Origin of the sequence: Pseudomonas syringae pv. tomato str. DC3000 (genome assembly GCF_000007805.1) — a bacterium.
In the GTDB taxonomy this organism is placed as follows: Bacteria; Pseudomonadota; Gammaproteobacteria; order Pseudomonadales; family Pseudomonadaceae; genus Aquipseudomonas; species Aquipseudomonas avellanae.
Map to the genome: position 1 here is coordinate 1489586 of NC_004578.1, position 24073 is coordinate 1513658.

Below are 24073 nucleotides of genomic sequence, written 5' to 3' on the forward strand. Positions count from 1 at the left end.
TATCCTTCAGAAGGCTGCCTCACCCGTTGCGCCCGGACAGTTCGAGGTGGCCGTCACAACTCAAAAGCGCCTGTAGTTTGTCCTGACCAACGTCGACCGGAACTATCCACCAGTGGGTACGCGTGTCGTAGCGGGCGCCGCCAGGAATGGTCACGGCTTTACCGGCTTTGGGTGGGTGCTTGTCAAAATAAGCGTTGATGGAATCAGCAAAAAAATTCGCATCTTTATCAGGGCAGTGCATGTCGTCGCCATCACCACTTTGTGCCAGCCATGCCACCGCGAGGATCAACAGTACCAACAGTACGGCTCTCGTCATTGAAGACTTCCATGCCCAGAGGGTATTTGTAGCGGATTGTCGCGTCAGGCAGGCGTAGCCGTAAAGGCGTGAAAATACTCAACGGCCCACCGTTATGCCATGTGCCAGGTGAGAAGACACTCGCATCGTGTGCTACGTTCAGGCGTATGTGGACAGAGCATAGCGGCTCGCGCGCCATAACGGTCATGGCACGGCAATAATGAGAGGCGGCGTGAATAAGGCGTTTGCTGGTGCGGCGACGTTCTTTTCATGCGTAACGCCTCACGCCTCATACCGCCGCCGTGCATCAGTGAGCATGGATATCGTCAGTTTGCGCACTTCCAGTTTGCTGATCTCCACATGCGAGCGCAGCAGCACTAGCGCGTCGTCCCGTTTACGCGCCTCAAGTGCGTTGAGAATAGCGGCGTGCTCAAGGTAGGTGTGTTCAATGCGGGCGCTTTTGAAGAAGTCCAGCCTGCGCACAATGCGAATACGTTCAGTGACTTCCTGATGAACACGGGCCATTTCCAGATTGCCCGAGGCCGCGACCAGTTGCGTGTGGAACTGTTCGTCGAGGTCTGCGACGACCTGCATGTCGGTTTGCCTGCGATCTGGCGCAACCAGCCAGTGGTCTCGGAGAACATCGAGTTCCGGGTGTGCGTCGGTGGATGCGCAGATGCGTTCGATCGCCGCGCATTCGAGCACGATGCGCAGGTCGTACAGTTGGTCGATCTGCTCGAAATCCAGCGGCCGGACTGACCAGCCACGACGGAACTCGACGTCCAGATAACCTTCGCGTTGCAGGCGATACAGCGCATCGCGCACCGGGGTCCGCGAAACTTGATAGCGATCTGCCAACTGAGTTTCAGTAAACCGGTCGTAGGGCAGCAGGTAAAAGTCGAAAATCTCTTGCTTGAGCCGACGATAGACGTCTTCTGCCAGCGCATTGGTGGTGTACGGGGAATTCAAGGGCGTGGCTCCAGACTGCTGAGGTCAATGCTGACATGTGCAGCAACGACTTTCCAGCCGCCCTCCAGGCGAACCCAGGTTTGCATTTGCCGTCCCAGGCGTTGAGTGACGCCATCGTGAAACTCGGTGCTCACCGTGGCGAAGTCCTCACCGAAGGTGCTGATCACCGTGCGCAACAGCGTACGGCCGGGGCCGACCGGTTGGCATTGGCGTCGATAGCGCGCAATGGTATCGGCACCGTGCAGGTTTTCCGCGACGCCGTAGCGAACGGTGTGTTCGGCGTTCCAGAAATACGCATCCAGTGTGGTCAATTCATTGGCCAGCAGGGCGCGTTCGTAGTCGGTGAAGGCGTGGCTCACTTCGGCGACCACGTGGGGAAGGTTGATGTCCATTACTGCGTACTCCTTGTGTGCAGGGCGTGCTGCAGATTGGCGAGCGAGGCAACTCGCCCGACAATCGCACCTTGCGCGGTGATCATGTCCAGAGTGGCCTGTTTGAAGGCCGCAAAGTAGCTTTCGGTCGCGTCTTCGATCAGCAGGCAGCGATAACCCAGGTCGCAGGCTTCGCGCATGCTGGTCTGCACGCACACTTCGGTGGTGACGCCGGCGAAGATCAGATGAGTGATTCCCGCAACAGTGAGCCGTTGCTGCAGATCGGTGGCGAAAAACATGCCTTTGCCCGGTTTGTCGATGACCCACTCGCTGGCAAGCGGCGTCAGGGCGTCGATGATCTGGTTGCCGGGTTCACCGCGAACCAGAATGCGCCCCATCGGGCCGGGGTCGCCGATGCGCAGGCCCGGTAAACCGTGGTCGAGTTTGGCTTGCGGGCAGTCGGACAGGTCCGGGAGGTGAGACTCTCGGGTATGAATGACTACAAGACCCTGTTCGCGAGCCAGCGCCAGCAGTTGCTGCACGGTGGGCACGATGGCTTGCAGCGGGGCGACGTCGTTGCCCAGCGCAGCACCAAAGCCGCCGGGTTCGAGAAAGTCGCGCTGCATGTCGATGATCACCACAGCGGTACGCGATGGCTCGAAGGTAAAAGTGTCGGGGCGCGCACTGATGCTGATCATGCCAACGCCTGCGAACGTTGTTCTGCACCGGCCATGTGCCTGCCCAGTTCGGTACGGTCGGCGGCCGCTGCGCGGGTTTCAAAAACCAGCTCGCCGTCATGAATGACCACGATGCGGTCGGCCAGGCTCAGCAATTCGTCGAGGTCTTCGCTGAGCAGCAGCACCGCCGTACCATTGTTGCGGGCATCGATCAGGCGCTGGTGGATGAGCGCCACGCTGGCGAAGTCCAGTCCGAAAACCGGGTTGGCAACGATCAGCACGGCGACGTCACGGGTCAGTTCACGGGCCAGTACGGCACGCTGCACGTTGCCCCCGGACAAGGTGCCGATCGGCCGGTCCGGGTCCTTGGGTGAAACCTGAAACTGTTCGATCAGTGTTTTTGCCTGCGCGCCAATGGCACGACGATCAAGACGCCAGCCCTGACGGCACAAAGGCGGCTGGTCGAAGTTGCGCAGGGCCAGATTGTCAGCGACGCTGAAACCGCCAATACAGGCATTGCGCAAGGGTTCTTCCGGCAGACTGAACACCCGCAAGCGCTGCATCTGTTCGCGCCGGGCGTGGTAAGGCTGGCCGTCGACCGCGATTTTTCCTGCGCTGAACGGTCGCTGGCCGAGCAGGGCTTCGGTGAGTTCGCGTTGACCGTTGCCGGAGATACCCGCAACCCCGACAATCTCCCCCGGATGCACCGCCAGCGAAAGGTTCTTCACCGCCAGGGTGCCTTTGTCGCCCGGCACGTCCAGGTTTTCTACCTGCAAGTGCGGCGCGCTGGGGGCCGACACGGGGCGATCAGTGCTGACGCTGCGCACCTGTGCTTGGCCCATCATCCAGGCGGCCATCTGCCGAGTGCTGGTGTCGGCCACGGCTGCCGTGCCCACCCAGCGACCCTTGCGCAACACGGTAACGTCGTCGGCGTAGGTGCTGACCTCGCGAAACTTGTGGGTGATCATCAGCACGGTGAGGTCGCCACGGTGCGCCATTGCCTGCATCAGGCCGAGCACTTCATCGGCTTCCTGGGGCGTGAGCACCGAGGTGGGCTCGTCGAGAATGACCAGCCGACGCTGCAGATACAGCTGTTTGAGGATTTCCAGTTTCTGTTTTTCGCCAGCGGCCAGGCTGCTGACCGGTCGATGAATGTCCAGTCGCAAGGGCATGTTCGCCATGAACGCTTCAAGGCGCTCGTGCTCGGCGGCCCAATTGATACGCCACGGCAGATCACCCCGCGACAGCACCAGGTTTTCCGCAACACTCAGGCCCGGCGCGACGGTGAAGTGCTGATAAACCATGCCGATCTGCAACTGATGCGAATCGCGCGGGGTGCCAATTGCATGCTCGCGGTTGTCGACCAGAATGCTGCCCGATTGCAGCGGGCTGTAGCCGATGATGCCTTTGACCAGCGTGCTTTTGCCCGCACCGTTTTCGCCGAGCAGGGCGTGCACGGTGCCGGCGCGGACCTTGAACGACACCTCGTCCAGCGCCCGAAACGTTCCGAAATGTTTGCTGGCACCGATCGTTTCCAGGCTCGCGGCGCGCATGTTCAAGCCTCCAGCACAGTGCGAAGCAGCGAAGAGTGGCCGACTGCGCCGAACACGCCGCCCTGCATCTTGACCATGCTCAGTGCGGCGGCATGGTTGGCTGGATCGGTCGCGCCGCAGCAGTCTTCAAGCAGCAGGCATTCAAAGCCGCGGTCATTGGCTTCGCGCATCGTGGTGTGCACGCAGACGTCGGTGGTGATGCCGGTCAGGATCAGGTTGTCGATGCCGCGCGTGCGCAGGATCAGCTCCAGATCAGTGGCGCAGAACGAGCCTTTGCCGGGTTTGTCGATGATGATTTCGCCGGGCAGTGGGGCCAGTTCATCGATGATTTCCCAGCCCGGTTCGCCGCGTACCAGAATCTTGCCGCACGGGCCGGGATCGCCGATCCCCGCGCCTATGCGCTGCGAGCGCCAGCGTTTGTTGGCCGGCAGGTCGCTGAGGTCCGGGCGGTGGCCTTCGCGGGTATGAATGATGGTGAAGCCGAGCGGGCGCATCACGGCCAGTAGCGCCCTGATCGGTTCGATGGGCGCGCGGGTCAGCGCCAGGTCGTAGCCCATGCTGTCCACATAGCCGCCGACGCCGCAAAAGTCGGTCTGCATGTCGATCACGATCAATGCCGTGTTATGTGCATGCAACTGGCCGTTCCAGGGCCACGGGTAGGGCGCCGAATCAACGTGACGTTCGCTCATGGCTTTTACTCCTTCCAACTGCTGGGCGTGGGCTTGAATTCGCGCTCGGGTGTGGCAAAACCGCATGAACGGCCGTCGGTGTGCACCACGTCGTTCTCCCAGGGCAGGCGGTATTGGCCAGCGGTCAGGTCGCGCATGTAGGTGTAAGGGCAATCGCGGGCACCGCCCTTGACGGCCACATAACCGCGATGGCCGAACTGATAGATGTTGTTCTCGACACCCCAATGCACACGCGCCTCGCGGACCAGATCAGGTCGCAGTTCGCAGCAGACGATTTCGTCGGCCCGGCCGCCACCTTCGGCCATGATCGTGCCGTCGAAATCGACGAACATGGCTTCGCCCATGGAATCGAACGTGCCATCGGAGCCGCACATGCACACGCTCGCGGTTTGCATGAGGTTGGTAAAGGCATTGCTCTGATTGGTTATCTTCCACGAATGGCGGATCGGCGCGGTGTAACCGGCGGTGCGCAGCATGATGTCGGCACCTTTGTAGGCGCACTCACGGGCCATTTCCGGGAACATGCCGTCGTGGCAGATGATCAGCGCCAGCGTGCTGCCGCGCGGGCCATCGCAGACCGGAATGCCGAGATCGCCCGGCTCCCAGGGCTCGACAGGCACCCACGGGTGCAGCTTGCGGTAGTACAGGCGAATCTCGCCAAGGTCATCGACGATCAGGCTGCTGTTGAACGGGTTGCCCTGCGGGTTGGCTTCCATGATCGAGAAGCAGCCCCAGATACGGTGCTCCTTGCACGCCTCGCGCAGCGCCACGACTTCCGGTCCGTCCAGACTGCACATGATCTCCGGTGCGGTGCTCATCGACAGGCCATGCAGGGAGTATTCGGGAAACACGATCAGGTCCATGCCCGGATTGCTGCGCCGCGCCTTGGCCACCATGCCGACCACTTTCTGCGTTTGTGCCCACAACGCCTCGCGGGTGTGGGGATCGGGCAGCGCCAGTTGCGCCAGGCCGATCACCACGCCGTTGGGCGACTTGTTCAAACCACCAAGACCACTGGCCATGTCATGCCTCCTCGAAAGATCAGTTCATCGCGTCAGGCTGAGTTCGCCCGGCGCGCCGTTCAGCGTGCGCCCACGGCGACAGGTGGCGTACATCACCACCAGCGTCAATGCATAAGGTGCCGCCGCGAAAAGGTAGTAACCAGTGCTGATGCCCACTGCCTGAAGCGCCGGGCCGATGGCACCAGCGGCACCGAACAGCAGCGAGGCCCAGAGACAGGCCAGCGGCCGCCAGCGGGCGAAAATCACCAGTGCAACGGCCATCAGGCCCTGACCGCTGGACAGCCCTTCGTTCCAGCTGCCGGGGTAGTAGAGTGACAGATAGGCCCCGCCAATCCCGGCCAGCCCGCCGCCGATAGCAGTGGCCAGAATGCGCACCTTGAGCGGGCGATAGCCCAGCGCCTGGGCGGTTTCGGCATGGTCACCGACCAGCCGCAGCATCAGCCCCCAACGCGTAGTGCGCAGCCCCCAGTGCAGGACAAACGCCAGCGCTGCGCCGACGAAGAACAGCACATTGATGTTCAGTGCCGAACGCACACGTTCCTCATCGCTCCAGGCACCCAGAGCCAGCGAAGGCAGCATGGGCGCTTGTGGCTGGATAAACGCTTTACCGAGAAAGAACGCCAGCCCGGTGCCGAGCAGGATCAGCGCGATGCCGAAGGCGATGTCGTTGACTCGCGGCAGCGAACAAGCCAGGCCGTGCAACAGGCCGAGCACAATGCCGACCCCGGCAGCCGCGCTGACGCCCAGCCAGGCCGAGCCGCTCAGGCACGCCACGGAATAGCCGGACATGGCCCCGGCCACCAGAATGCCTTCCAGCCCCAGGTTGATGCGCCCGCTTTTCTCGGTCAGGCACTCGCCCAGGCTGACGAACAGAAACGGCGTGCCAACGCGGATTGCGCCGGCCAGCAAGGCGAACAGAAAGGTACCCAGGTCAATATCAGCCATGGTGCAAAGCTCCTTTCTCATCGACCTGCGTGTGCGTCGTCGCCAGCCTGATTTTCCAGGCCGCGATACGCCCGCCCAGGGCTTCCCAGAGCAGCAGGTTGGTGAACAGCAAGCCTTCCAGAATCAGTGTGGTCGCATCCGGCAGGCCAAGCCGCCGTTGCAGCAGTCCGCCGCTGGCTTCCAGCCCGCCCAGCAAGATGGCGCAGACGATAATCGCCAGCGGATGATGGCGGGCGGCGAAGGCGACCAGAATGCCGCTGGTGCCGTAGCCTGCGATCAGCGCAGCATTCGCGCTGCCTTGTACCGCCGTGACTTCGAACATGCCGGCCAGACCCGCCGCTGCGCCACCCAACAGGCAACTGAGCAGAATCAGGCGGTCCACCGGCAAGCCGATCATCAACGCGGTGCGCACGTTGCCGCCGACCACTGCTAGGGCAAAGCCCTTGACACTGTGGCGCACCAGCACATACGCCAGCAAACAGGCGACTACGCCCGCTACCAGCCCCCAATGCACTTCAAAACCGTCACTGATGGTGCCGATCAGGTAGGCATCGTCCAGCGGCGGGGTAGAAGGTTTATTCAGGCTTGCCGGATCGCGCAATGGCCCTTCCACCAGTTGCCTGAACAGCGCCAGAGCAATGTAGGAAAGCAGCAGGCTGCTGATCGTCTCGTTGACCCCACGGCGCTGGCGCATCAAGCCACTCAAGCCGATCCACAGCGCGCCCACGGTCATTGCCGCCAGCGCCATGCAGACCAGCATCAAAGCGGGCGGCAAGTGCCCCAGCCACAAGGGTGTGACCGCCGCTGCCAGTGCGCCGAGCACCAGCGCGCCTTCGCCGCCGATAATAATCAGCCCGGCCCGTGCAGGCAGGGCGACGCAGAGCGCGGTCAGCATCAACGGCGCTGCGCGCTGCAAGGTGTTCTCCAGCGCGAACCAGGAGCCAAACGCGCCTTCGCCGACCAATTGCAGCGCCTGCCAGGCCGGCTTGCCCTGAACCGCCAGAAACAGCCCGAACAGTGCGCACGAGGAAAACACCGCCAGCAGCGTAGGCAACCCCGGCAACAGCGCGCTGGCAAGACGGCGCAGACGTGTGGATGAACTCATGAACGCTCCTCAGATCTGCCCAAGCACACCTTCGACCAGGTAATTCATGCTCTCCAGCGCAATGTCGGTCTGGGTTTGAGCCACGCCATCGGCAATCACTACCGCGCCTTTGTTGTCCTTGAGCGGGCCTTTGAAAATCACGAACTGACCCGCCAGCATCTGCGCCTTGATGGCGTCGGCTTGCTGTTTTGCGGCAGCGGTGACGGCAGGGCCGTAGGCGGAAGTCTTGACGAAGCCTTCCTTGAGGCCGCCACGCAGGAAGTTGATCATCGGCGCGCCACTCTGGGCCGCAGCCACATGGGCGCGATACGGTGTTTCCCAGTTCCATTCGGCCCCGGTCAGGTAGCCTTTGGGCGCCAGCGCAGCCTGGCTGGCGTGGTAGCCACAGGTCATGACACCGCGCTTTTCGGCAGTCTCGACAATCACTTTGGGGCCATCGACATGGCAGGTCAGCACATCACAGCCCTGATCGATCAGACCGTTGGCGGCTTCCGCTTCCTTGACCGGCAACGACCAGTCGCCGGTGAAAATCACCGTGGTGACGATGCTCGGGTTTACCGAGCGCGCGCCCATGGCGAAGGCGTTGAGGTTGCGCAGCACTTGCGGCACCGGCTTGGCGGCGACAAAGCCAAGTTTTTTGCTCTTGCTCATGTGCCCGGCGATCACGCCGTTCAGGTACTGCGCTTCGTCGATGTAACCGAAAAAGCTGCCCGCGTTCATCGGGTCCTTACCTTTCTGCCAGAGGCCACCGCAATGCGCGAAACGCACGTCCGGGTACTTCTTGGCGACCTTCACCACGTGCGGTTCGAAATAGCCGAACGAGGTCGGGAAAATCAGCGTTGCGCCGTCCTGACGGATCATGGCTTCCATGGTTTTCTGCACGGCCACGGTTTCCGGGACGTTCTCCTCTTCGATTACCTTGACGTTGGGCAGCGTCTTGATGATGGCGGCTGCCTGGGCGTGGGCCTGGTTGTAACCAAAGTCGTCGCGAGCGCCGACGTAGATGAAACCCACCACCAGCGGCGCATCGGCTGAGTAGGCGCGGCCAAAAGGCAGCGCCGCGCTCAGACCGATAATGCCCGCCAACTTGATGAAACTGCGACGATCAACGTTCGACATGGTGCTACCCCTGATCAATGAGCGATGGAAGATGTTTGCGCGGCGCGGTAGGCGCGCCAGCCTTTGAAATCAGTGATGTCCAGCGCGCCTTCAAGGCCTGCGGGTTCACAGATGAAGCCCTTGACCCACTGACCGTCGGCCAATTGCAGCGAGCCGATGCCCAGCGGTGCAGGAATCTCGGCGACAAAGCCGCCGAACAGGCTCAACGGCATCTCCCAGACCTCGACCTCGATGCTTGCGCCTTGTGCCGTCACACGCACCAGACCCGGTTTTGGCGGAGACGTATTGGCCAGCGCATAGAGTCGATAATCTGCGCTGGTGGTGGTGCGCTGCAGCAGGCGCGCGCTGCTTTCCAGCAACTGCCAGTTGAGCGGCTGGCCGTACAAGTGCGCGCCCACCACCGCCACTTGCACGGTCGGGGCATTAAAGGGCAGGGGCGCCATCGCGACGGCCTCGCGCTGGTCGGCCTTGCCGAGCAGCGGTTGCCAGGCAGCGGCGAACTCTGCGAGCCGCTGATCGGCACCCGCCGGTCCTATCAGCGTGATGCCCGCCGGCAAACCGTCAGCACGAGCGATTGCCGGGATGGCGATGGCGCACATATTCATCAGGTTGACGAAGTTGGTGTAGTAGCCGAGCCGTGAATTGAGCTCGATGGGGTTTTCCAGCACCGCATCGATGGTCGGCATGCACGGCGCAGTCGGCACCACCAGCACATCCACATCAGCCAATAGGTGTTCGGCTGCCCGGGTCAGGTCGGCCAGGCGATAACGGGCGTTGAACGCATCGACGGCATCGAAGGACGCAGCGCTCTGCAGGATGCCGCGCACCACCGGGTGAACATCGGCAGCGTTTTCAGTAAAAAAACTGCCGACGGCTGCCCGCCGTTCGGCCACCCACGGGCCTTGATAGAGAAGCGCCGCCGCTTCGGCGAACACGTCAAATTCGATCTCTTTGAGGGTCACCAGTGGATCGTCATGCAGGGCCGCCAGCGCCTTTGAATACGCCGCCTGCGCCTGAGTGTCTCCGAAGAACTCGCACTGGCGTGCAACCGCCACGCGCCTGGCCCGGCGCTGCACCGGCAAGGCCTGCACGGCCACACTGCCCGAATCCAGCGGATCGTAGGCGGCGATGACCTGCGCCACCTGCCAGGCTTGCATCACGTCGGTGGCAAAGATCGACGGGCAGTCCAGCGTGCGGCAAGCGGGCACAACGCCGCGACTGCTGAACAGGCCAAGGCTGGGCTTGAGCCCGACGATGCCATTGAAGCCTGCGGGCACTCGACCCGAGCCTGCCGTGTCGGTGCCCAGTGCAAAACTCACGTAGCCGCGCGCTACCGCCACAGCGGACCCTGAACTGGAACCGCCGCTCACATAGGCCGGATCGTGAGCGTTGCGCACCGCGCCGTAAGGCGAGCGGACGCCCACCAGGCCGGTGGCGAACTGATCGAGATTGGTTTTGCCGATCAACAACGCGCCACTGTCGAGCAGCCGTTGCACCACATGAGCGTTTTCTCTGGCGGTATAAGCGAAGGCCGGGCATGCAGCCGTGGTGAGCATTCCCGCTACGTCGAAATTGTCCTTGACCGCAAACGGCACACCGAACAGCGGCAGTTGCTCATACACCGAATCGCCCAGCGCTGCGGCGATACCTTCCAGTGCGGCTGCTCTTTCAAGCAGGTCCGTAGCGGGCACCCGATAAATCCAGACTTCGGGTCGATCATCTGCATCAATGTGCATCGTCAGGGAGTGCACAAGCGTCGCCAGGGTGGTTGTACCCGAGCGTAACGCCGACTGAAGTTCATTAATGTCGAGTGCGATCATGGTGGTGTTCATTCATGTATACAAGATGAACAAGCACCTCTGCACTTAATGGGCCAAGGTTGGCAAATGGTTGAATCGAGAGAGGTGTGACGCGTTCGGTCAAGCGTGAGCGGTATTTTCATGCATCAGGGTTGTGCCCGAAAACATCCCGATGCCCAACGATGGGTCACACGTTTGGCGGGTGTTGTGGCGCGATCAGGATGCTGATCGCGCCAGGTGTTATCTCAGCTCTCGCAAAACCTGATCCGGTTGCCGAACGGGTCGCAGACTTCCAATACTTTCCCCCAACCCTGCTGCACGATGTCCGGGCGCGCATAGCCATACTGCTTGCCAATCAGCTCATCGCGTAGTTGCTCGATGTTGCGGGTCGGTATGAAAACGGCCGCCCCGGGGCATGCATCGCCGTGGTGTTCGGAAAGGTGCAGGTGCAGTCCGTTGCGGCTGATGCCCAGATACAGCGGCAGATCGGCTTCGAACCGATGTTCGAACTCGACACTGAAACCGAGAAAGTCGAGGTAGAACTCGCGCGCCTTGCGCTCGTCGAACATCCGCAGTATCGGAATGGCACTGTCGAAGGAGGCACTTTCGACGGTGGCAGTGGCTTGCTCGGTGGTGTACATCGCTATTCCTTTAGTTGAGATACGAGCCGCTAAGGCGCTGGTTACAGCTCTTTCTTCAGGTGTTTCTCGATCTGTTCAAGCGACTTGCCCTTGGTCTCGGGAAGGCACAGGAACACGAAGATCAGCGAGCCGACGTTGATGGCCGCAAAGATGAAGAACGTCGGGTTGCCGATGGTATCCACTGCAATCGGGAAGGTAAACGCCACCGAGGCGTTGAACAGCCACTGCATCGACACCGCCGTGCCGGTCAGCAAACCCCGCACCTGCATGGGGAACAGTTCCGACATCAACAGCCAGTACACCGGCGAAATGCACATTTGCATGAACAGCAGGAACACCAGAATGCAGGCGAGGGCCGTGTAGCTCTGGGTCAGGTTCTGCGGCATGAATTGCAGTACGCAGCCAAGCGCGGCCTGCATCAGGATGACCATCACCAGACCGGTCATGAGCAAGTGGCGACGACCATAACGACCGATTGCCCAGATGCCCAGCAGGGTCGCGATGACCGACACCACGCCGTTGCCGATGGTGGCCGTCAGCGCAGCGTTGGTGCCCATCCCGGTATTCTTGAGGATGATCGGTGTGTAATACATGAAGGCGTTCACGCCGGTGAGCTGTGCGGTAAAGCCCAGACCGATGCCGATCAGCAGCAGCTTGATGACCCAGCGCTGACGCAGCAATTCCTTTGCCTTGGGACGATTGCGCGCCTGCTCGTCCTGAGCTTTCATTTCGTCCACTTCACGCTGCGCATCGTCCTTGTTGCTGCGCAGTTGCTCCAGCACATCCTGAGCTTCGTCAAAACGGCCTTTGGACGCCAGCCAGCGCGGCGAAGGAGGTACGAAGAAGGTGCCGATCAGCAGCAACACCCCCGGCACCATCGCGATCGCCAGCATATAGCGCCAGATGCCCGGCGTGTGCAGCAGCGCGGCCATGACCGCGCTGAGCACATAGGCGAGCAACTGGCCGCTGACGATCATCAGTTCGTTGCGGCTGACCAGCCGCGCACGACGCGAGGGGCCGGCGATTTCGGCAATGAACACCGGCACCGTCGCCGAGCCGCCACCCACCGCGATACCCAGCAGGAAGCGCGCGGCGACCATGAACGGAATGGACGGCGCAATGGCCGTACCCAGCGCACCCGCGATGAACAGCACCGACAGGAGGCGCAGGGTCAGGCGTCGTCCGAAACGGTCGGAAATATAGCCACTGGCCAGTGAGCCGAAGGCTGCACCGACGATCAGCGAAGCCGTGATCATCCCTTCGCTGTAGGCATTCAAACCCAGCCCGCCCTGATCGGCCGGCAGCGTCATGAAGGGCAATGCGCCGGCGATAATACCGGTGTCATAACCAAACGCGAGCGCGCCCATGGTTGCCACAAGTACGGAGATGAAAATCAGTCGGTTAGGCGAGGCGTTTTGCCGACCTTGCGTGTCAGCCGCTGCTGTAGTGCTACTTGAAGACATGAATCTGAAGTCCTTCGCTTGAAACCAGCGTCGCGCCAGTACATAGATGTGAGGCTTAGGGCGATGTCGGCCGCACGAGTTCCCTATGACTCTGTTAAAACTGTGCGGGTTATCTGGATGATTGACAGTGACTGCTTTGAGCACCTGAAGGAGGGCGCGCCATGAACCTGACCGATCACTATCGGGCTTACATCGCCTGTCTGAATGACCGTAGTTGGCACCAGTTGGGCAACTTCGTCGATGACAATGTGCATTACAACGGTGAGCTGATCAGCCTTTCCGGCTACAAAACAATGCTGGAAAACGACGTCAGGATTATCCCCGACTTGCGTTTCAAGATCGATTTGCTGGTCGTTGAAGCACCACAGGTCGCTGCCCGGCTGGTCTTCAACTGCTCGCCACAGGGTCGATTTCTGGGGCAGGACACACAGGGACGGCGCATCACCTTTTCCGAAAATGTGTTCTACACATTCAGCGATGGCAAGATAATCGGCGTTTGGTCGGTAATCGATAAAGCGGCAGTGGAGCGTCAGCTTCGCGGTGAGTCGGCAGCGCTCTGCGCCGACAGACGCGTCTGAGGTCGCCAGAGGACATTCGATTCACGGCACTCTACGGCGGCCCAGCAGTCTTTTTCTAGACATCCCACTCTCACCCAGCGGAGACCCACATGATTATTGTCCACCACCTGAACAACTCACGTTCGCAGCGCATTCTGTGGTTACTCGAAGAACTTGGCCTGCCGTACGAGATAAAACGCTACCAGCGCGACCCGAAAACCAACCTCGCGCCGCCTGAGCTGAAGGCCATTCATCCGCTGGGCAAATCCCCGGTGATCGAAGACGGTCCCCATGTGGTTATCGAGTCTGGCGCCATCGTCGATTACCTGATCCGCCGTCATGGCGACGGCCGCCTGCAACCGGATCCTGCCAGCGCCACCTACGATGAGTACGTACAATGGCTGCACTTCGCCGAAGGTTCGGCCATTCTGCCGCTGATGCTCAACCTGTACGTCGGTCGCCTGGGTGACGCGGGCGCGCCTTTGCATCCGCGCATTCACTCTGAACTGGCCAACTATCTGGGCTATCTGAATGAAGCTCTGGGGCTGACGCCTTATCTGCTGGGCGACGAATTGAGTGGCGCGGATATTCAGATGAGCTTCATTGGCGAATTCGCCAAAATGCAGGGAATGCTGCAGCCGCATCCTAACCTTGCAGCCTGGGTACAACGATGCCAGGAAAGACCTGCGTATCGCCAGGCGCTGGAGCAGGGCGGTGAGTACTCGTTTGCGAAGTAAGTGAGCTGTTGAACAGGCTCCTTGCAATACGCTCCATCGGAATGAACAGCCTGACCATACCGGTGGCGCGTAAACGTCGCTGTTCAGTCCTCGACGGAACTGATCGGGTCGTTACCGGACTCTGCCGCCAGCTTCAACCGATCAGCCTTGCTCACGTAGCTGGATTTGTTTGCCGGTGCCAGTTTAGCGCTGGCTTTCTTGGCATGAGCCTTTAACAGTTGCTGTATTTTCTTGCGACGGTTCATGTGCTTCTACTCGGCTTGCAGGTGCTTGAATGATATCAGCTTAACTGTCGAACCCGGTTCTGGTGGTGTGCACTGGTTGCAGCCTTTGCTGTTGCATATGCATTCTGTCCAGACCTGCTCGTGTTTTCGCCAGCGCAGGACCACTGTGGATGAGGTCATTAGATGAAACAGGTAGAAGTCCAGATCATTACTGAATTGCCTTGTCAGGTTCTGATCCTGGAGCAAGAGGCAGTAGCAGAGGGCTTCAGGTTTCTTACCCGCTTGATCGAGGAGTGGAGGTCCGGAAAGAATCGATTCGAGGCCAAGGGTGAATGCCTCATGGTCGTACTTCTGGACGGCGCTCTGGCAGGTATCGGAGGCCTTTCGCGTGATCCGCATGCCCGGGGTGATATGGGCAGGCTACGACGGTTATACGTCGCAAGCGCATCAAGAGGTCAAGGCCTTGGAAAGACTCTGGTGAATCGACTTGTGGAGCATGCGGCGCAGGAATTTTTCGCCGTGCGCCTGTTCACTGATACTCCGAGCGGAGCAAAATTTTACTTACGTTGCGGCTTTCAGGCAGTTGACGAGGTGCATGCCACGCATATAAAGCTTTTAAGGCGGGTTTGAATCCCTGGTGTGCTCTCCAAAAGCGTCGGGGCCGCACTCTTCTGTCGCAGTAAAAATATGGATCAACCGAGCACGTTCAATCCTCCACTGAACTGACATTTGCGGTCATCACCGCCAAGATTTTCGGGCAGAAAAGCGGTGAGGTCGTAGGGCAGCAGCAGTGTGTCCAACGCGAGGGAAAACGGCACGTCTATAAGTATGGGCCAACTCTGCCCTCCGTTATGGGTTCCCCACGCCCAACCTTGGCGAGTGCCGGGATAGATGCAACGCTCGCCGTCCAGATGAATCATCAGGCTCCAGCAGCCGCCAAGTGACATTGATATAACCAGTAGCAGGCATTTTTTAAGCATACATTCCTTCGTTTTAACGTCACCCAACAAATTCAACCCTGCAACAACGGCAACGTTACCAAAAACTCGCTGCCCATCCCGTTACCTTTGCCATCGGCGGCACTCACGAGTCGATTTTTACAAGAATCGCATTGATATTAGTGCAAACCCTAAAGGGAACCGCATCACGTCTTGAACCACAGAGGAAAATCATCGTTAAACGAGCGGGGAATTTCCATGCGGCCTGTCGAGGCAAAAGATCGGCTTTATCAGTGGCTGCGCAATCGAGGCATCGATGCGCAGGAGGGTCAACGCCACAACGTAAGGACCGCGAATGGAAGCGAGTGTCTGCTCTGGTTGCCAGAACAGGACACTTCGTTGTTCATCTTCACACAGATCGAAAGGCTGACGATGCCGCAGGACAACGTCATTTTGATTCTGGCAATGGCGCTGAATCTGGAGCCTGCTCGCACAGGTGGCGCTGCGCTTGGCTATAACCCTGATTCAAGGGAACTGTTGTTGCGCAGTGTGCACTCAATGGCGGATCTGGATGAGACCGGACTTGATCACCTCATGACGCGAATTAGCACATTGGCCGTCTCGTTGCAGCGCTATCTGGAAGATTATCGACGCCAGGAGCAAGCCGGAAAAACCGCCCAGAAAGAGCCTCGGTTCTTACCGGCTGTCCATCTGACCCCACGAACGTTCATGACCTGACAGAGGGCGGTTTATGTATATCCAGCAATCTGGCGCCCAATCAGGGGTTGCCGCTAAGACGCAACACGATAAGCCCTCGTCATTGTCCGGACTCGCCCCCGGTTCGTCGGATGCGTTCGCCCGTTTTCATCCCGAAAAGGCGGGCGCCTTTGTCCCATTGGAGGGGCATGAAGAGGTCTTTTTCGATGCGCGCTCTTCCTTTTCGTCGGTCGATGCCGCTGATCTTCCCAGTCCCGAGCAGGTACAACCCCAGCTTCATTCGTTGCGTACCCTGCTACCGGATCTGATGGTCTCTATCGCCTCATTACGTGACGGCGCCACGCAATACATCAAGACCAGAATCAAGGCTATGGCGGACAACAGCATAGGCGCGACTGCGAACATCGAAGCCAAAAGAAAGATTGCCCAAGAGCACGGCTGTCAGCTTGTCCACCCGTTTCACCAGAGCAAATTTCTATTTGAAAAAACTATCGATGATAGAGCGTTTGCTGCTGATTATGGCCGCGCGGGTGGCGACGGGCACGCTTGTCTGGGGCTATCAGTAAATTGGTGTCAGAGCCGTGCAAAAGGGCAGTCGGATGAGGCCTTCTTTCACAAACTGGAGGACTATCAGGGCGATGCATTGCTACCCAGGGTAATGGGCTTCCAGCATATCGAGCAGCAGGCCTATTCAAACAAGTTGCAGAACGCAGCACCTATGCTTCTGGACACACTTCCCAAGTTGGGCATGACACTTGGAAAAGGGCTGGGCAGAGCACAGCACGCGCACTATGCGGTTGCTCTGGAAAACCTTGATCGCGATCTCAAAGCAGTGTTGCAGCCCGGTAAAGACCAGATGCTTCTGTTTTTGAGTGATAGCCATGCGATGGCTCTGCATCAGGACAGTCAGGGATGTCTGCATTTTTTTGATCCTCTTTTTGGCGTGGTTCAGGCAGACAGCTTCAGCAACATGAGCCATTTTCTTGCTGATGTGTTCAAGCGCGACGTAGGTACGCACTGGCGTGGCACGGAGCAACGTCTGCAACTGAGCGAAATGGTGCCCAGAGCAGACTTTCACTTGCGATAAGCCTCGCGCCTTCCCCTAACCTGTTTTTCTGCCTGCTCAGACCGCCAATTGATGCGTTGGCCACGCGCCACGGTACGGGGCTTTCAGGTCAGCCAGCAGCGGCTGCCTCTCTGGCGAAGAGAACATCGATTGCAGGTTCTTTTCGATGGTGTTGCACAGGTCTTCCATGCGGATCCGGTGCTGACTGTTGCCGAACGGGGCTTGCAGGTCTGTACCGATGCGGTCCATTGCCAGCAGCATGCAGCCTACCACCGTGGAGATCGCCGGGGTGAACCAGCCCAGGGTGGTGACCATGCTCAGCGGCATCAGGATGCAGAACAGCGTGCTGAACAGCCGTGGGAAATAAACGTAGGGGTAGGGCAGTGGCGTGTTGGCGATGCGCTCCATGCCGCCCTGACAGTTGGACAGATCGACCATGGTCGATTCCAGGCGGGTCAGACGGATGCTGTCGAACTGGCCGGCGGCAAAGGCTTGCGAGATAACCGCAGCAGAGCCATTGAGGATGTCATTGGGGAAGTTGTTGCTCTGGCTGGCGCGCTGAATCTCGTCGGGCGACAGTAACCCGTCGAGTTTTGCTGTTTTGACGTCGCCTTTGAGGTGCGCGCGCAGGGCACGCAAGTAAGCCACATGACGTTGAAAGAGTATGGCTTTGACAGGGTTGTTGAGGTCATCCCGTTCGCCATCGATCAGCGTCAGTACCTGCCGGCCAAAACTGCGTGAAGTGTTGACCATTGCGCCCCACAAGGTGCGCGCTTCCCACCAACGGTTATAGGCACTCGAGTTGCGAAAGCTGATCAGCACGATCAGTGCCGAGCAAAGCAACGTGAGGGGCATCAGGGGGAAGTCGATGCCTTTGCCTTCTATCAGCATGACGTCCACGGTGACGGCCACGTCCCAGAGCAGAAGCCAGAACAGCGACCAGCCAACGTAGGTCACGGTTCGGGTGAAACACCGCCATTTTTTCTCGAAAGGACCAGACATTGCGGCACTCCTTTGCTGGTTTGGAAGAAGGCGCTTACTCGCTAAGCGCCAAGCCATGTTGTGAACTTACGCTGCCATCCTTAAAGCTCGCTTAATTTCAATTTGCGTAATCTGCAACACAAACGACGGTGATTTTTCGGCGCAGTCCTTGGTAGTGGGCGTACGCAGATTATTCAGTGGAACCGTCAACCGATCCGGGACCACACAGCCTTCGTCGATCCTTTTAAACCGGCGGACGACCGGACGTTTCGCTGTTTCTGGCGCTGTTTGATCGACAGTTCACTGTATTGCTTTCACGCAAGTAGTCGCTCCGGACACGCCCGCTTCAGCACTGCGCTGTTCAAACTTCCGTAGAACGAGAGGGAATTTCCATGCACATCAACCGACGCGTCCAACAACCGCCTGTGACTGCGACGGATAGCTTTCGGACAGCGTCCGACGCGTCTCTTGCCTCCAGCTCTGTGCGATCTGTCAGCTCCGATCAGCAACGCGAGATAAATGCGATTGCCGATTACCTGACAGATCATGTGTTCGCTGCGCATAAACTGCCGCCGGCCGATTCGGCTGATGGCCAAGCTGCAGTTGACGTACACAATGCGCAGATCACTGCGCTGATCGAGACGCGCGCCAGCCGCCTGCACTTCGAAGGGGAAACCCCGGCAACCATCGCCGACACCTTCGCCAAGGCGGAAAAGCTCGACCGATTGGCGACGACTACATCAGGCGCGTTGCGGGCGACGCCCTTTGCCATGGCCTCGTTGCTTCAGTACATGCAGCCTGCGATCAACAAGGGCGATTGGCTGCCGGCTCCGCTCAAACCGCTGACCCCGCTCATTTCCGGAGCGCTGTCGGGCGCCATGGACCAGGTGGGCACCAAGATGATGGACCGCGCGACGGGTGATCTGCATTACCTGAGCGCCTCGCCGGACAGGCTCCACGATGCGATGGCCGCTTCGGTGAAGCGCCACTCGCCAAGCCTTGCTCGACAGGTTCTGGACACGGGGGTTGCGGTTCAGACGTACTCGGCGCGCAACGCCGTACGTACCGTATTGGCTCCGGCACTGGCGTCCAGACCCGCCGTGCAGGGTGCTGTGGACCTTGGTGTATCGATGGCGGGTGGTCTGGCTGCCAACGCAGGCTTTGGCAACCGCCTGCTCAGTGTGCAGTCGCGTGATCACCAGCGTGGCGGTGCATTAGTGCTCGGTTTGAAGGATAAAGAGCCCAAGGCTCAACTGAGCGAAGAAAACGACTGGCTCGAGGCTTATAAAGCAATCAAATCGGCCAGCTACTCGGGTGCGGCGCTCAACGCTGGCAAGCGGATGGCCGGTCTGCCACTGGATATGGCGACCGACGCAATGGGTGCGGTAAGAAGCCTGGTGTCAGCGTCCAGCCTGACCCAAAACGGTCTGGCCCTGGCGGGTGGCTTTGCAGGGGTAGGCAAGTTGCAGGAGATGGCGACGAAAAATATCACCGACCCGGCGACCAAGGCCGCGGTCAGTCAGTTGACCAACCTGGCAGGTTCGGCAGCCGTTTTCGCAGGCTGGACCACGGCCGCGCTGACAACCGATCCCGCGGTGAAAAAAGCCGAGTCGTTCATACAGGACACGGTGAAATCGACTGCATCCAGTACCACAGGCTACGTAGCCGACCAGACCGTCAAACTGGCGAAGACCGTCAAAGACATGGGCGGGGAGGCGATCACCCATACCGGCGCCAGCTTGCGCAATACGGTCAATAACCTGCGTCAACGCCCGGCTCGTGAAGCTGATATAGAAGAGGGGGGCACGGCGGCTTCTCCAAGTGAAATACCGTTTCGGCCTATGCGGTCGTAAGCAATCTGTGAGCTGTAGCTAAACAGTAAAAAGGGGGTGGACTCGACGAGTCCACCCCCTTTTTTCAAGCTACTTGTCTGGATTCAAAGCTCGGTGTGTTGGGTCGATGCCTGGGTTTTATCGTAGGCGTGTTTGACGTCGGTCATGGCGATGTTGCCCGTTGCCAGCTTCAGATCGTCACTGTCGCTTTTCACCAGGGCGAACTTGCCGTGGTTAGCTTCGATGCCGTTCAGCTCGATGCTCATGTCATCAAACTGCTTGCCACCGTTGGTGCGAACCATCGTGCCGAAATCGTCGGCCTTGAAGTTGTCGATTTTCAAGTGAGTGTTGGCGTTGAGCTGGACAACCTTGTCGTCTGCACCTTTGGCACTGCTGTTCTTGATGTTCAGATTAGTGACCGCTGCGCCTCCCTCGCCTTTGACCGTAATCAGGTCTTCACCGACGTTCTGGGCATGCACGTTGTCAATGGTGACTTCCTGAGCGTTTTTGGCTTTCACGTGGATGCCATCGACCTCGTTCTCACCCAGGTTCACATTCTTCAACGTAGCGCCTTCAGCCAGCTCGAACATGGGCTTCTGATTTTCGCCCTGGTCTCCGTTACCCATAGATTTGTCGGCAGTGAAGGTTGCGCCGTGGCCGTCAAAGACTTCGCCAGCGCCGACCTTGATGGTGTCTTTCACCACATTGATCTTGCCGGCTTGCTCGGTAGAACCTGCGGTGTCCGACACCGAGCCAGTACCTGAGGTACGGTTAGGGTTGGCCAACTGCGGAGTGATTTGCGGTGTTACGCCACCCTCGCCACCGCCTGTTGCAGTGGGTGTGCCACCGCTGCCGCCACCTGTTGCAGTGGGTGTGCCGCCGCCACCGCTGCCGCCACCGCCTGTTGCGGTCGGAGTATCACCGCCGCCACCGCCTGTTGCGCTTGGCGTATCACCGCCGCCGCCACCTGTCGCATCCGGTGTACCGCCGCCCCCGCTATCGGCCGACGGTGTACCGAGCCCGCCGTTGTTCTGGAAAGGAGCCTGGCTATCAGGCTGTTCCTGATTGGTGTCCTGCTTTTTATTGGAGTTGGTGAGCATCTGCAGCAACGACATGATCAATGCACTGATCAATTTAGCGATGTTGGACTGGCTGTCGTTGGGCTTGCTGGCGTCCTGCGGATTCTGGACGGTGCTGTCGGGCGTGCCGAAGTTGACGTCTTTCTGTGTGTCGCTGCCGAACAACAGTGCACTCGGGTCGATCGCTTGCTGAGTGTTCTGCTCGCCGAACGTGTTTGGTTGAGGACTCTTGCCGCTTAGCGCCGAAAAATCGAGTGGCGTGGTGGTCTGTTGCGGCCGGGGTGTGATGCCGATGCTCATGCTGCGTTACCTCGCTAAGTGGGCAATTGGACCGACGCCAGCTCCAGGGTTTACCAGAGCAAGTGGCCGTATCGCTGTCCGTTCGATAGGGATGTGGATGTTTGGGGTTGAGCTTGCTCGAAGTGAGTGGCAAAGCGCAGCGACCGGTTCCCGTTTTGCCGGCATCTCATTGCACTGTTTTTAAAAGTTCCTTTTTTTATATGCCCAACCAACGCAAGGAACTGAAATGCCTATGCCTGCGACTCAGTGTGCACACGCCAGCAGGAAGACTGGTATTGCTCCGCACCGCACTCAGAGGCCTTGAAATGACCAACAATGACCAGTACCACACCCTTATCAACGAAATCTGCGCACTCAGCCTGATTTCCACACCTGAACGTTTCTATGAATCTGCCAATTTCAAAATCAGCGAAGTGGACTTCACCCTGCAGTTTCAGGACCGCGACGAAGGCCGTGCCGTTCTGATCTACGGTGACATGGGCGCGTTGCCCGCGCGCGGCCGTGAGAGCGCGTTGCTGGCGTTGATGGACATCAACTTTCACATGTTCGCGGGCGCCCACAGCCCGGCATTTTCCTTTAATGCGCAGACCGGTCGTGTGCTGCTGATGGGCTCTGTGGCCCTTGAACGAGCCTCTGCCGAAGGCGTGCTGTTGTTGATGAAGTCGTTTTCCGACCTGGCCAAAGAGTGGCGCGAGCATGGATTCATGGGGCAGGCCACAACTGCAGGCTCCTCGACGGACCAACCTGTTGCCCCAGCAGCCAAACGCGAGAGCCTTTCGGCTCCTGGGAGATTCCAATGATCAGTTCGCGGATCGGCGGGGCCGGTGGCGTCGAACTCAGCCGGGTAAACCAGCAGCACGATACTGTTCCCGCCCAGACAGCTCACCCAAATGCAGTCACTGCAGGCATGAATCCGCCGCTGACTCCCGATCAGTCAGGGTCACACGCGACAGAAAGCTCGTCTGCCGGCGCGGCGCGGCTGAATGTCGCGGCTCGACACACACAGCTTTTGCAGGCCTTCAAGGCTGAGCATGGGACGGCTCCGGTCAGCGGCGCGCCGATGATCAGTTCGCGTGCTGCGTTGTTGATCGGTAGTCTGCTGCAGGCCGAGCCTTTGCCTTTTGAAGTCATGGCCGAGAAATTGTCTCCTGAGCGCTATCAACTGAAGCAGTTTCAGGGCTCGGACTTGCAGCAGCGGCTGGAAAAATTCGCCCAGCCGGGTCAGATACCGGATAAAGCCGAGGTCGGGCAACTGATCAAGGGTTTTGCTCAGTCGGTCGCTGATCAACTGGAGCACTTTCAACTGATGCATGACGCTTCGCCCGCAACGGTAGGCCAGCATGCAAAAGCGGACAAGGCGACGCTTGCCGTCAGTCAGACTGCCCTTGGCGAATACGCCGGTCGTGCAAGCAAGGCAATCGGCGAAGGCCTGAGCAACAGCATCGCGTCGCTGGATGAGCACATCAGTGCGCTGGATCTCACTCTGCAAGATGCCGAACAGGGCAACAAGGAGTCTCTGCACGCTGACAGGCAGGCGCTGGTCGACGCCAAAACCACCCTGGTAGGTTTGCACGCCGATTTCGTCAAGTCGCCGGAGGCCAAGCGCCTTGCTTCGGTCGCCGCACATACGCAACTGGACAACGTCGTCAGCGATCTCGTCACTGCCCGTAACACGGTGGGTGGCTGGAAAGGTGCAGGGCCGATTGTCGCGGCTGCGGTTCCGCAGTTCTTGTCTTCAATGACACACTTGGGTTATGTGCGTTTGTCCACCAGCGACAAGCTGCGAGACACGATTCCCGAGACCAGCAGCGACGCCAACATGCTCAAGGCTTCGATAATCGGGATGGTGGCGGGCATTGCTCACGAGACGGTCAACAGCGTGGTCAAGCCGATGTTTCAGGCCGCCTTGCAGAAGACTGGCCTCAACGAACGCCTGAACATGGTGCCAATGAAGGCTGTGGATACCAATACGGTTATTCCTGACCCCTTCGAGCTGAAAAGCGAACACGGTGAGCTGGTCAAAAAAACGCCCGAGGAAGTCGCTCAGGACAAGGCGTTCGTGAAAAGTGAACGCGCGCTGCTGAACCAGAAGAAGGTTCAGGGTTCGTCCACCCATCCGGTAGGTGAGCTGATGGCTTACAGTGCCTTCGGTGGTTCTCAGGCTGTGCGCCAGATGCTCAACGATGTTCACCAGATCAATGGGCAGACGCTGAGTGCAAGAGCTCTGGCATCCGGTTTTGGCGGGGCGGTGTCTGCCAGTTCGCAAACGCTGCTGCAATTGAAGTCGAATTATGTCGACCCGCAAGGGCGCAAAATTCCGGTATTTACCCCGGACCGCGCCGAGAGCGATCTGAAAAAGGACCTGCTCAAAGGTATGGACCTGCGCGAGCCGTCGGTACGCACCACGTTCTACAGCAAGGCTCTTTCGGGTATTCAGAGTTCTGCACTGACCTCGGCACTGCCGCCTGTGACCGCTCAGGCTGAAGGCGCAAGTGGCACGCTCAGTGCGGGGGCTATTTTGCGCAACATGGCCCTGGCAGCGACGGGTTCGGTGTCCTATCTGTCCACGTTGTACACCAACCAGTCGGTTACCGCAGAAGCCAAGGCGTTGAAAGCGGCAGGCATGGGCGGTGCAACACCTATGCTGGACCGTACCGAGACGGCTTTGAATAACATCCGTCATCCGAACAGGGAGTCTCTGCCACATACGTTCCAGAAGAGCACGTTGAGCGGTATCCCACGAGTCGCGGAAAACGCCTATCACATGGGACGAGGCGCATTGCAGTTGCCTACCCAGATGGCCGTGGATACGGTTCGGGTCGTGGATGAAGGTGTGTTGAACGCAGTCGCGTCAGCACGCGAGGCGCTTAAGCAGCCGACAAAAGACGATGACGCATTGAGGGCACTTGAAGAGGGCTTGCTTGACCCGCGTTAATCCCGGCGCCGGACACAGGCTGCAGGCGCCTGCTGTCCGGCATGCTTCATGCTGTTTTA

General features: G+C 59.4%; 25 protein-coding genes. 8 read left to right on the forward strand and 17 right to left on the reverse strand.

Annotation, left to right across the window (positions count from 1 at the left end; genetic code table 11):
• Nucleotides 1-19: 19 nt before the first annotated feature.
• The 13 genes from PSPTO_RS07105 to PSPTO_RS07165 form a co-directional block, all read right to left on the reverse strand.
• On the reverse strand, nt 20-316 hold the full coding sequence (locus PSPTO_RS07105) for a hypothetical protein (RefSeq protein ID WP_005763969.1): 297 nt from the start codon (nt 314-316) through the stop codon (nt 20-22).
• A 261-nt stretch (nt 317-577) separates the two neighbouring features.
• The gene (locus PSPTO_RS07110; protein ID WP_005763967.1) at nt 578-1264 is read right to left on the reverse strand and encodes a GntR family transcriptional regulator; all 687 of its coding nucleotides are present in this window, start codon (nt 1262-1264) and stop codon (nt 578-580) included.
• Nucleotides 1261-1656 carry an oxalurate catabolism protein HpxZ gene (hpxZ, locus tag PSPTO_RS07115; protein ID WP_011103523.1) on the reverse strand — a complete coding sequence of 132 codons (396 nt, stop codon included), beginning with the start codon at nt 1654-1656 and terminating at the stop codon, nt 1261-1263. Before hpxZ ends, PSPTO_RS07110 begins: the two co-directional genes overlap by 4 nt.
• On the reverse strand, nt 1656-2333 hold the full coding sequence (locus PSPTO_RS07120; RefSeq protein WP_005763961.1) for a cysteine hydrolase family protein: 678 nt from the start codon (nt 2331-2333) through the stop codon (nt 1656-1658). Before PSPTO_RS07120 ends, hpxZ begins: the two co-directional genes overlap by 1 nt.
• Nucleotides 2330-3865 carry an ABC transporter ATP-binding protein gene (locus PSPTO_RS07125; RefSeq protein WP_005763959.1) on the reverse strand — a complete coding sequence of 512 codons (1536 nt, stop codon included), beginning with the start codon at nt 3863-3865 and terminating at the stop codon, nt 2330-2332. Before PSPTO_RS07125 ends, PSPTO_RS07120 begins: the two co-directional genes overlap by 4 nt.
• Nucleotides 3866-3867: 2 nt before the next feature.
• A complete protein-coding gene (locus PSPTO_RS07130; RefSeq protein WP_005615650.1) occupies nt 3868-4554 on the reverse strand; it encodes a biuret amidohydrolase in 687 nt (228 codons plus the stop codon).
• Between the two features lie 5 nt (nt 4555-4559).
• Nucleotides 4560-5576 carry a formamidase gene (locus PSPTO_RS07135; protein ID WP_011103524.1) on the reverse strand — a complete coding sequence of 339 codons (1017 nt, stop codon included), beginning with the start codon at nt 5574-5576 and terminating at the stop codon, nt 4560-4562.
• 24 nt (nt 5577-5600) lie between these two features.
• Nucleotides 5601-6521, reverse strand: a complete 921-nt coding sequence (locus PSPTO_RS07140) for an ABC transporter permease (protein WP_005763952.1) — start codon at nt 6519-6521, stop codon at nt 5601-5603.
• The gene (locus PSPTO_RS07145; protein WP_005763950.1) at nt 6514-7626 is read right to left on the reverse strand and encodes an ABC transporter permease; all 1113 of its coding nucleotides are present in this window, start codon (nt 7624-7626) and stop codon (nt 6514-6516) included. The genes PSPTO_RS07140 and PSPTO_RS07145 overlap by 8 nt, the downstream gene beginning before the upstream one ends.
• Nucleotides 7627-7635: 9 nt before the next feature.
• A complete protein-coding gene (locus PSPTO_RS07150; protein ID WP_011103525.1) occupies nt 7636-8745 on the reverse strand; it encodes a BMP family ABC transporter substrate-binding protein in 1110 nt (369 codons plus the stop codon).
• A 14-nt stretch (nt 8746-8759) separates the two neighbouring features.
• On the reverse strand, nt 8760-10565 hold the full coding sequence (gene atzF / locus PSPTO_RS07155) for an allophanate hydrolase (protein ID WP_011103526.1): 1806 nt from the start codon (nt 10563-10565) through the stop codon (nt 8760-8762).
• Between the two features lie 224 nt (nt 10566-10789).
• Nucleotides 10790-11185 carry a glyoxalase superfamily protein gene (locus PSPTO_RS07160; protein ID WP_011103527.1) on the reverse strand — a complete coding sequence of 132 codons (396 nt, stop codon included), beginning with the start codon at nt 11183-11185 and terminating at the stop codon, nt 10790-10792.
• A gap of 41 nt (nt 11186-11226) precedes the next feature.
• A complete protein-coding gene (locus PSPTO_RS07165; RefSeq protein ID WP_007244847.1) occupies nt 11227-12648 on the reverse strand; it encodes a sugar porter family MFS transporter in 1422 nt (473 codons plus the stop codon).
• 161 nt (nt 12649-12809) lie between these two features.
• Here PSPTO_RS07165 and PSPTO_RS07170 point away from each other — a divergent pair, with 161 nt between their 5' ends.
• Nucleotides 12810-13226 (forward strand): ester cyclase, encoded by a 417-nt coding sequence (locus tag PSPTO_RS07170; RefSeq protein WP_005763941.1) that lies wholly within the window; start codon nt 12810-12812, stop codon nt 13224-13226.
• An 89-nt stretch (nt 13227-13315) separates the two neighbouring features.
• Nucleotides 13316-13942 (forward strand): glutathione S-transferase family protein, encoded by a 627-nt coding sequence (locus PSPTO_RS07175; protein WP_005763940.1) that lies wholly within the window; start codon nt 13316-13318, stop codon nt 13940-13942.
• Nucleotides 13943-14025: 83 nt separating this feature from the next.
• On the opposite strand, the gene PSPTO_RS30640 is transcribed toward PSPTO_RS07175, so the two are convergent.
• Nucleotides 14026-14187, reverse strand: a complete 162-nt coding sequence (locus PSPTO_RS30640) for a DUF2986 domain-containing protein (RefSeq protein ID WP_005763938.1) — start codon at nt 14185-14187, stop codon at nt 14026-14028.
• A gap of 162 nt (nt 14188-14349) precedes the next feature.
• Here PSPTO_RS30640 and PSPTO_RS07185 point away from each other — a divergent pair, with 162 nt between their 5' ends.
• Complete coding sequence (locus PSPTO_RS07185; protein WP_011103528.1) at nt 14350-14796, forward strand: GNAT family N-acetyltransferase; 447 nt, start codon at nt 14350-14352, stop codon at nt 14794-14796.
• Nucleotides 14797-14858: 62 nt separating this feature from the next.
• Here PSPTO_RS07185 and PSPTO_RS07190 read toward each other — a convergent pair whose 3' ends face one another.
• On the reverse strand, nt 14859-15146 hold the full coding sequence (locus tag PSPTO_RS07190; protein WP_005763934.1) for a YceK/YidQ family lipoprotein: 288 nt from the start codon (nt 15144-15146) through the stop codon (nt 14859-14861).
• A 216-nt stretch (nt 15147-15362) separates the two neighbouring features.
• Between PSPTO_RS07190 and PSPTO_RS07195 the strand changes: the two genes are divergently transcribed.
• Both PSPTO_RS07195 and hopN1 read left to right on the forward strand, forming a co-directional pair.
• Nucleotides 15363-15842, forward strand: a complete 480-nt coding sequence (locus PSPTO_RS07195; RefSeq protein ID WP_005736349.1) for a CesT family type III secretion system chaperone — start codon at nt 15363-15365, stop codon at nt 15840-15842.
• Nucleotides 15843-15855: 13 nt separating this feature from the next.
• On the forward strand, nt 15856-16908 hold the full coding sequence (hopN1, locus tag PSPTO_RS07200) for a type III secretion system effector cysteine protease HopN1 (protein ID WP_005763932.1): 1053 nt from the start codon (nt 15856-15858) through the stop codon (nt 16906-16908).
• Nucleotides 16909-16944: 36 nt separating this feature from the next.
• On the opposite strand, the gene PSPTO_RS07205 is transcribed toward hopN1, so the two are convergent.
• Entirely contained in the window at nt 16945-17889 is a 945-nt protein-coding gene (locus tag PSPTO_RS07205) for a bestrophin family protein (RefSeq protein WP_005763930.1), read from the reverse strand.
• A gap of 461 nt (nt 17890-18350) precedes the next feature.
• Between PSPTO_RS07205 and PSPTO_RS07210 the strand changes: the two genes are divergently transcribed.
• Entirely contained in the window at nt 18351-19721 is a 1371-nt protein-coding gene (locus PSPTO_RS07210) for a hypothetical protein (protein WP_024667710.1), read from the forward strand.
• A gap of 83 nt (nt 19722-19804) precedes the next feature.
• On the opposite strand, the gene PSPTO_RS07215 is transcribed toward PSPTO_RS07210, so the two are convergent.
• A complete protein-coding gene (locus PSPTO_RS07215) occupies nt 19805-21079 on the reverse strand; it encodes a pectate lyase (protein WP_005763926.1) in 1275 nt (424 codons plus the stop codon).
• Nucleotides 21080-21384: 305 nt separating this feature from the next.
• On the opposite strand from PSPTO_RS07215, the gene PSPTO_RS07220 reads away from it, so the two are divergent.
• Both PSPTO_RS07220 and hopM1 read left to right on the forward strand, forming a co-directional pair.
• Nucleotides 21385-21879 (forward strand): CesT family type III secretion system chaperone, encoded by a 495-nt coding sequence (locus PSPTO_RS07220; RefSeq protein ID WP_011103530.1) that lies wholly within the window; start codon nt 21385-21387, stop codon nt 21877-21879.
• Complete coding sequence (hopM1, locus tag PSPTO_RS07225; RefSeq protein WP_005763919.1) at nt 21876-24014, forward strand: type III secretion system effector HopM1; 2139 nt, start codon at nt 21876-21878, stop codon at nt 24012-24014. The genes PSPTO_RS07220 and hopM1 overlap by 4 nt, the downstream gene beginning before the upstream one ends.
• Nucleotides 24015-24073 lie beyond the last annotated feature (59 nt).

Coding starts and splice junctions, on each gene's coding strand:
- PSPTO_RS07105 (WP_005763969.1), bottom strand. CDS start 316: ATGACGAGAGCCGTACTGTTGGTACTGTTGATCCTCGCGGTGGCATGG.
- hpxZ (WP_011103523.1), bottom strand. CDS start 1,656: ATGGACATCAACCTTCCCCACGTGGTCGCCGAAGTGAGCCACGCCTTC.
- PSPTO_RS07120 (WP_005763961.1), bottom strand. CDS start 2,333: ATGATCAGCATCAGTGCGCGCCCCGACACTTTTACCTTCGAGCCATCG.
- PSPTO_RS07125 (WP_005763959.1), bottom strand. CDS start 3,865: ATGCGCGCCGCGAGCCTGGAAACGATCGGTGCCAGCAAACATTTCGGA.
- PSPTO_RS07130 (WP_005615650.1), bottom strand. CDS start 4,554: ATGAGCGAACGTCACGTTGATTCGGCGCCCTACCCGTGGCCCTGGAAC.
- PSPTO_RS07135 (WP_011103524.1), bottom strand. CDS start 5,576: ATGGCCAGTGGTCTTGGTGGTTTGAACAAGTCGCCCAACGGCGTGGTG.
- PSPTO_RS07140 (WP_005763952.1), bottom strand. CDS start 6,521: ATGGCTGATATTGACCTGGGTACCTTTCTGTTCGCCTTGCTGGCCGGC.
- PSPTO_RS07145 (WP_005763950.1), bottom strand. CDS start 7,626: ATGAGTTCATCCACACGTCTGCGCCGTCTTGCCAGCGCGCTGTTGCCG.
- PSPTO_RS07150 (WP_011103525.1), bottom strand. CDS start 8,745: ATGTCGAACGTTGATCGTCGCAGTTTCATCAAGTTGGCGGGCATTATC.
- atzF (WP_011103526.1), bottom strand. CDS start 10,565: ATGATCGCACTCGACATTAATGAACTTCAGTCGGCGTTACGCTCGGGT.
- PSPTO_RS07160 (WP_011103527.1), bottom strand. CDS start 11,185: ATGTACACCACCGAGCAAGCCACTGCCACCGTCGAAAGTGCCTCCTTC.
- PSPTO_RS07165 (WP_007244847.1), bottom strand. CDS start 12,648: ATGTCTTCAAGTAGCACTACAGCAGCGGCTGACACGCAAGGTCGGCAA.
- PSPTO_RS07170 (WP_005763941.1), top strand. CDS start 12,810: ATGAACCTGACCGATCACTATCGGGCTTACATCGCCTGTCTGAATGAC.
- PSPTO_RS07175 (WP_005763940.1), top strand. CDS start 13,316: ATGATTATTGTCCACCACCTGAACAACTCACGTTCGCAGCGCATTCTG.
- PSPTO_RS30640 (WP_005763938.1), bottom strand. CDS start 14,187: ATGAACCGTCGCAAGAAAATACAGCAACTGTTAAAGGCTCATGCCAAG.
- PSPTO_RS07185 (WP_011103528.1), top strand. CDS start 14,350: ATGAAACAGGTAGAAGTCCAGATCATTACTGAATTGCCTTGTCAGGTT.
- PSPTO_RS07190 (WP_005763934.1), bottom strand. CDS start 15,146: ATGCTTAAAAAATGCCTGCTACTGGTTATATCAATGTCACTTGGCGGC.
- PSPTO_RS07195 (WP_005736349.1), top strand. CDS start 15,363: ATGCGGCCTGTCGAGGCAAAAGATCGGCTTTATCAGTGGCTGCGCAAT.
- hopN1 (WP_005763932.1), top strand. CDS start 15,856: ATGTATATCCAGCAATCTGGCGCCCAATCAGGGGTTGCCGCTAAGACG.
- PSPTO_RS07205 (WP_005763930.1), bottom strand. CDS start 17,889: ATGTCTGGTCCTTTCGAGAAAAAATGGCGGTGTTTCACCCGAACCGTG.
- PSPTO_RS07215 (WP_005763926.1), bottom strand. CDS start 21,079: ATGAGCATCGGCATCACACCCCGGCCGCAACAGACCACCACGCCACTC.
- PSPTO_RS07220 (WP_011103530.1), top strand. CDS start 21,385: ATGACCAACAATGACCAGTACCACACCCTTATCAACGAAATCTGCGCA.
- hopM1 (WP_005763919.1), top strand. CDS start 21,876: ATGATCAGTTCGCGGATCGGCGGGGCCGGTGGCGTCGAACTCAGCCGG.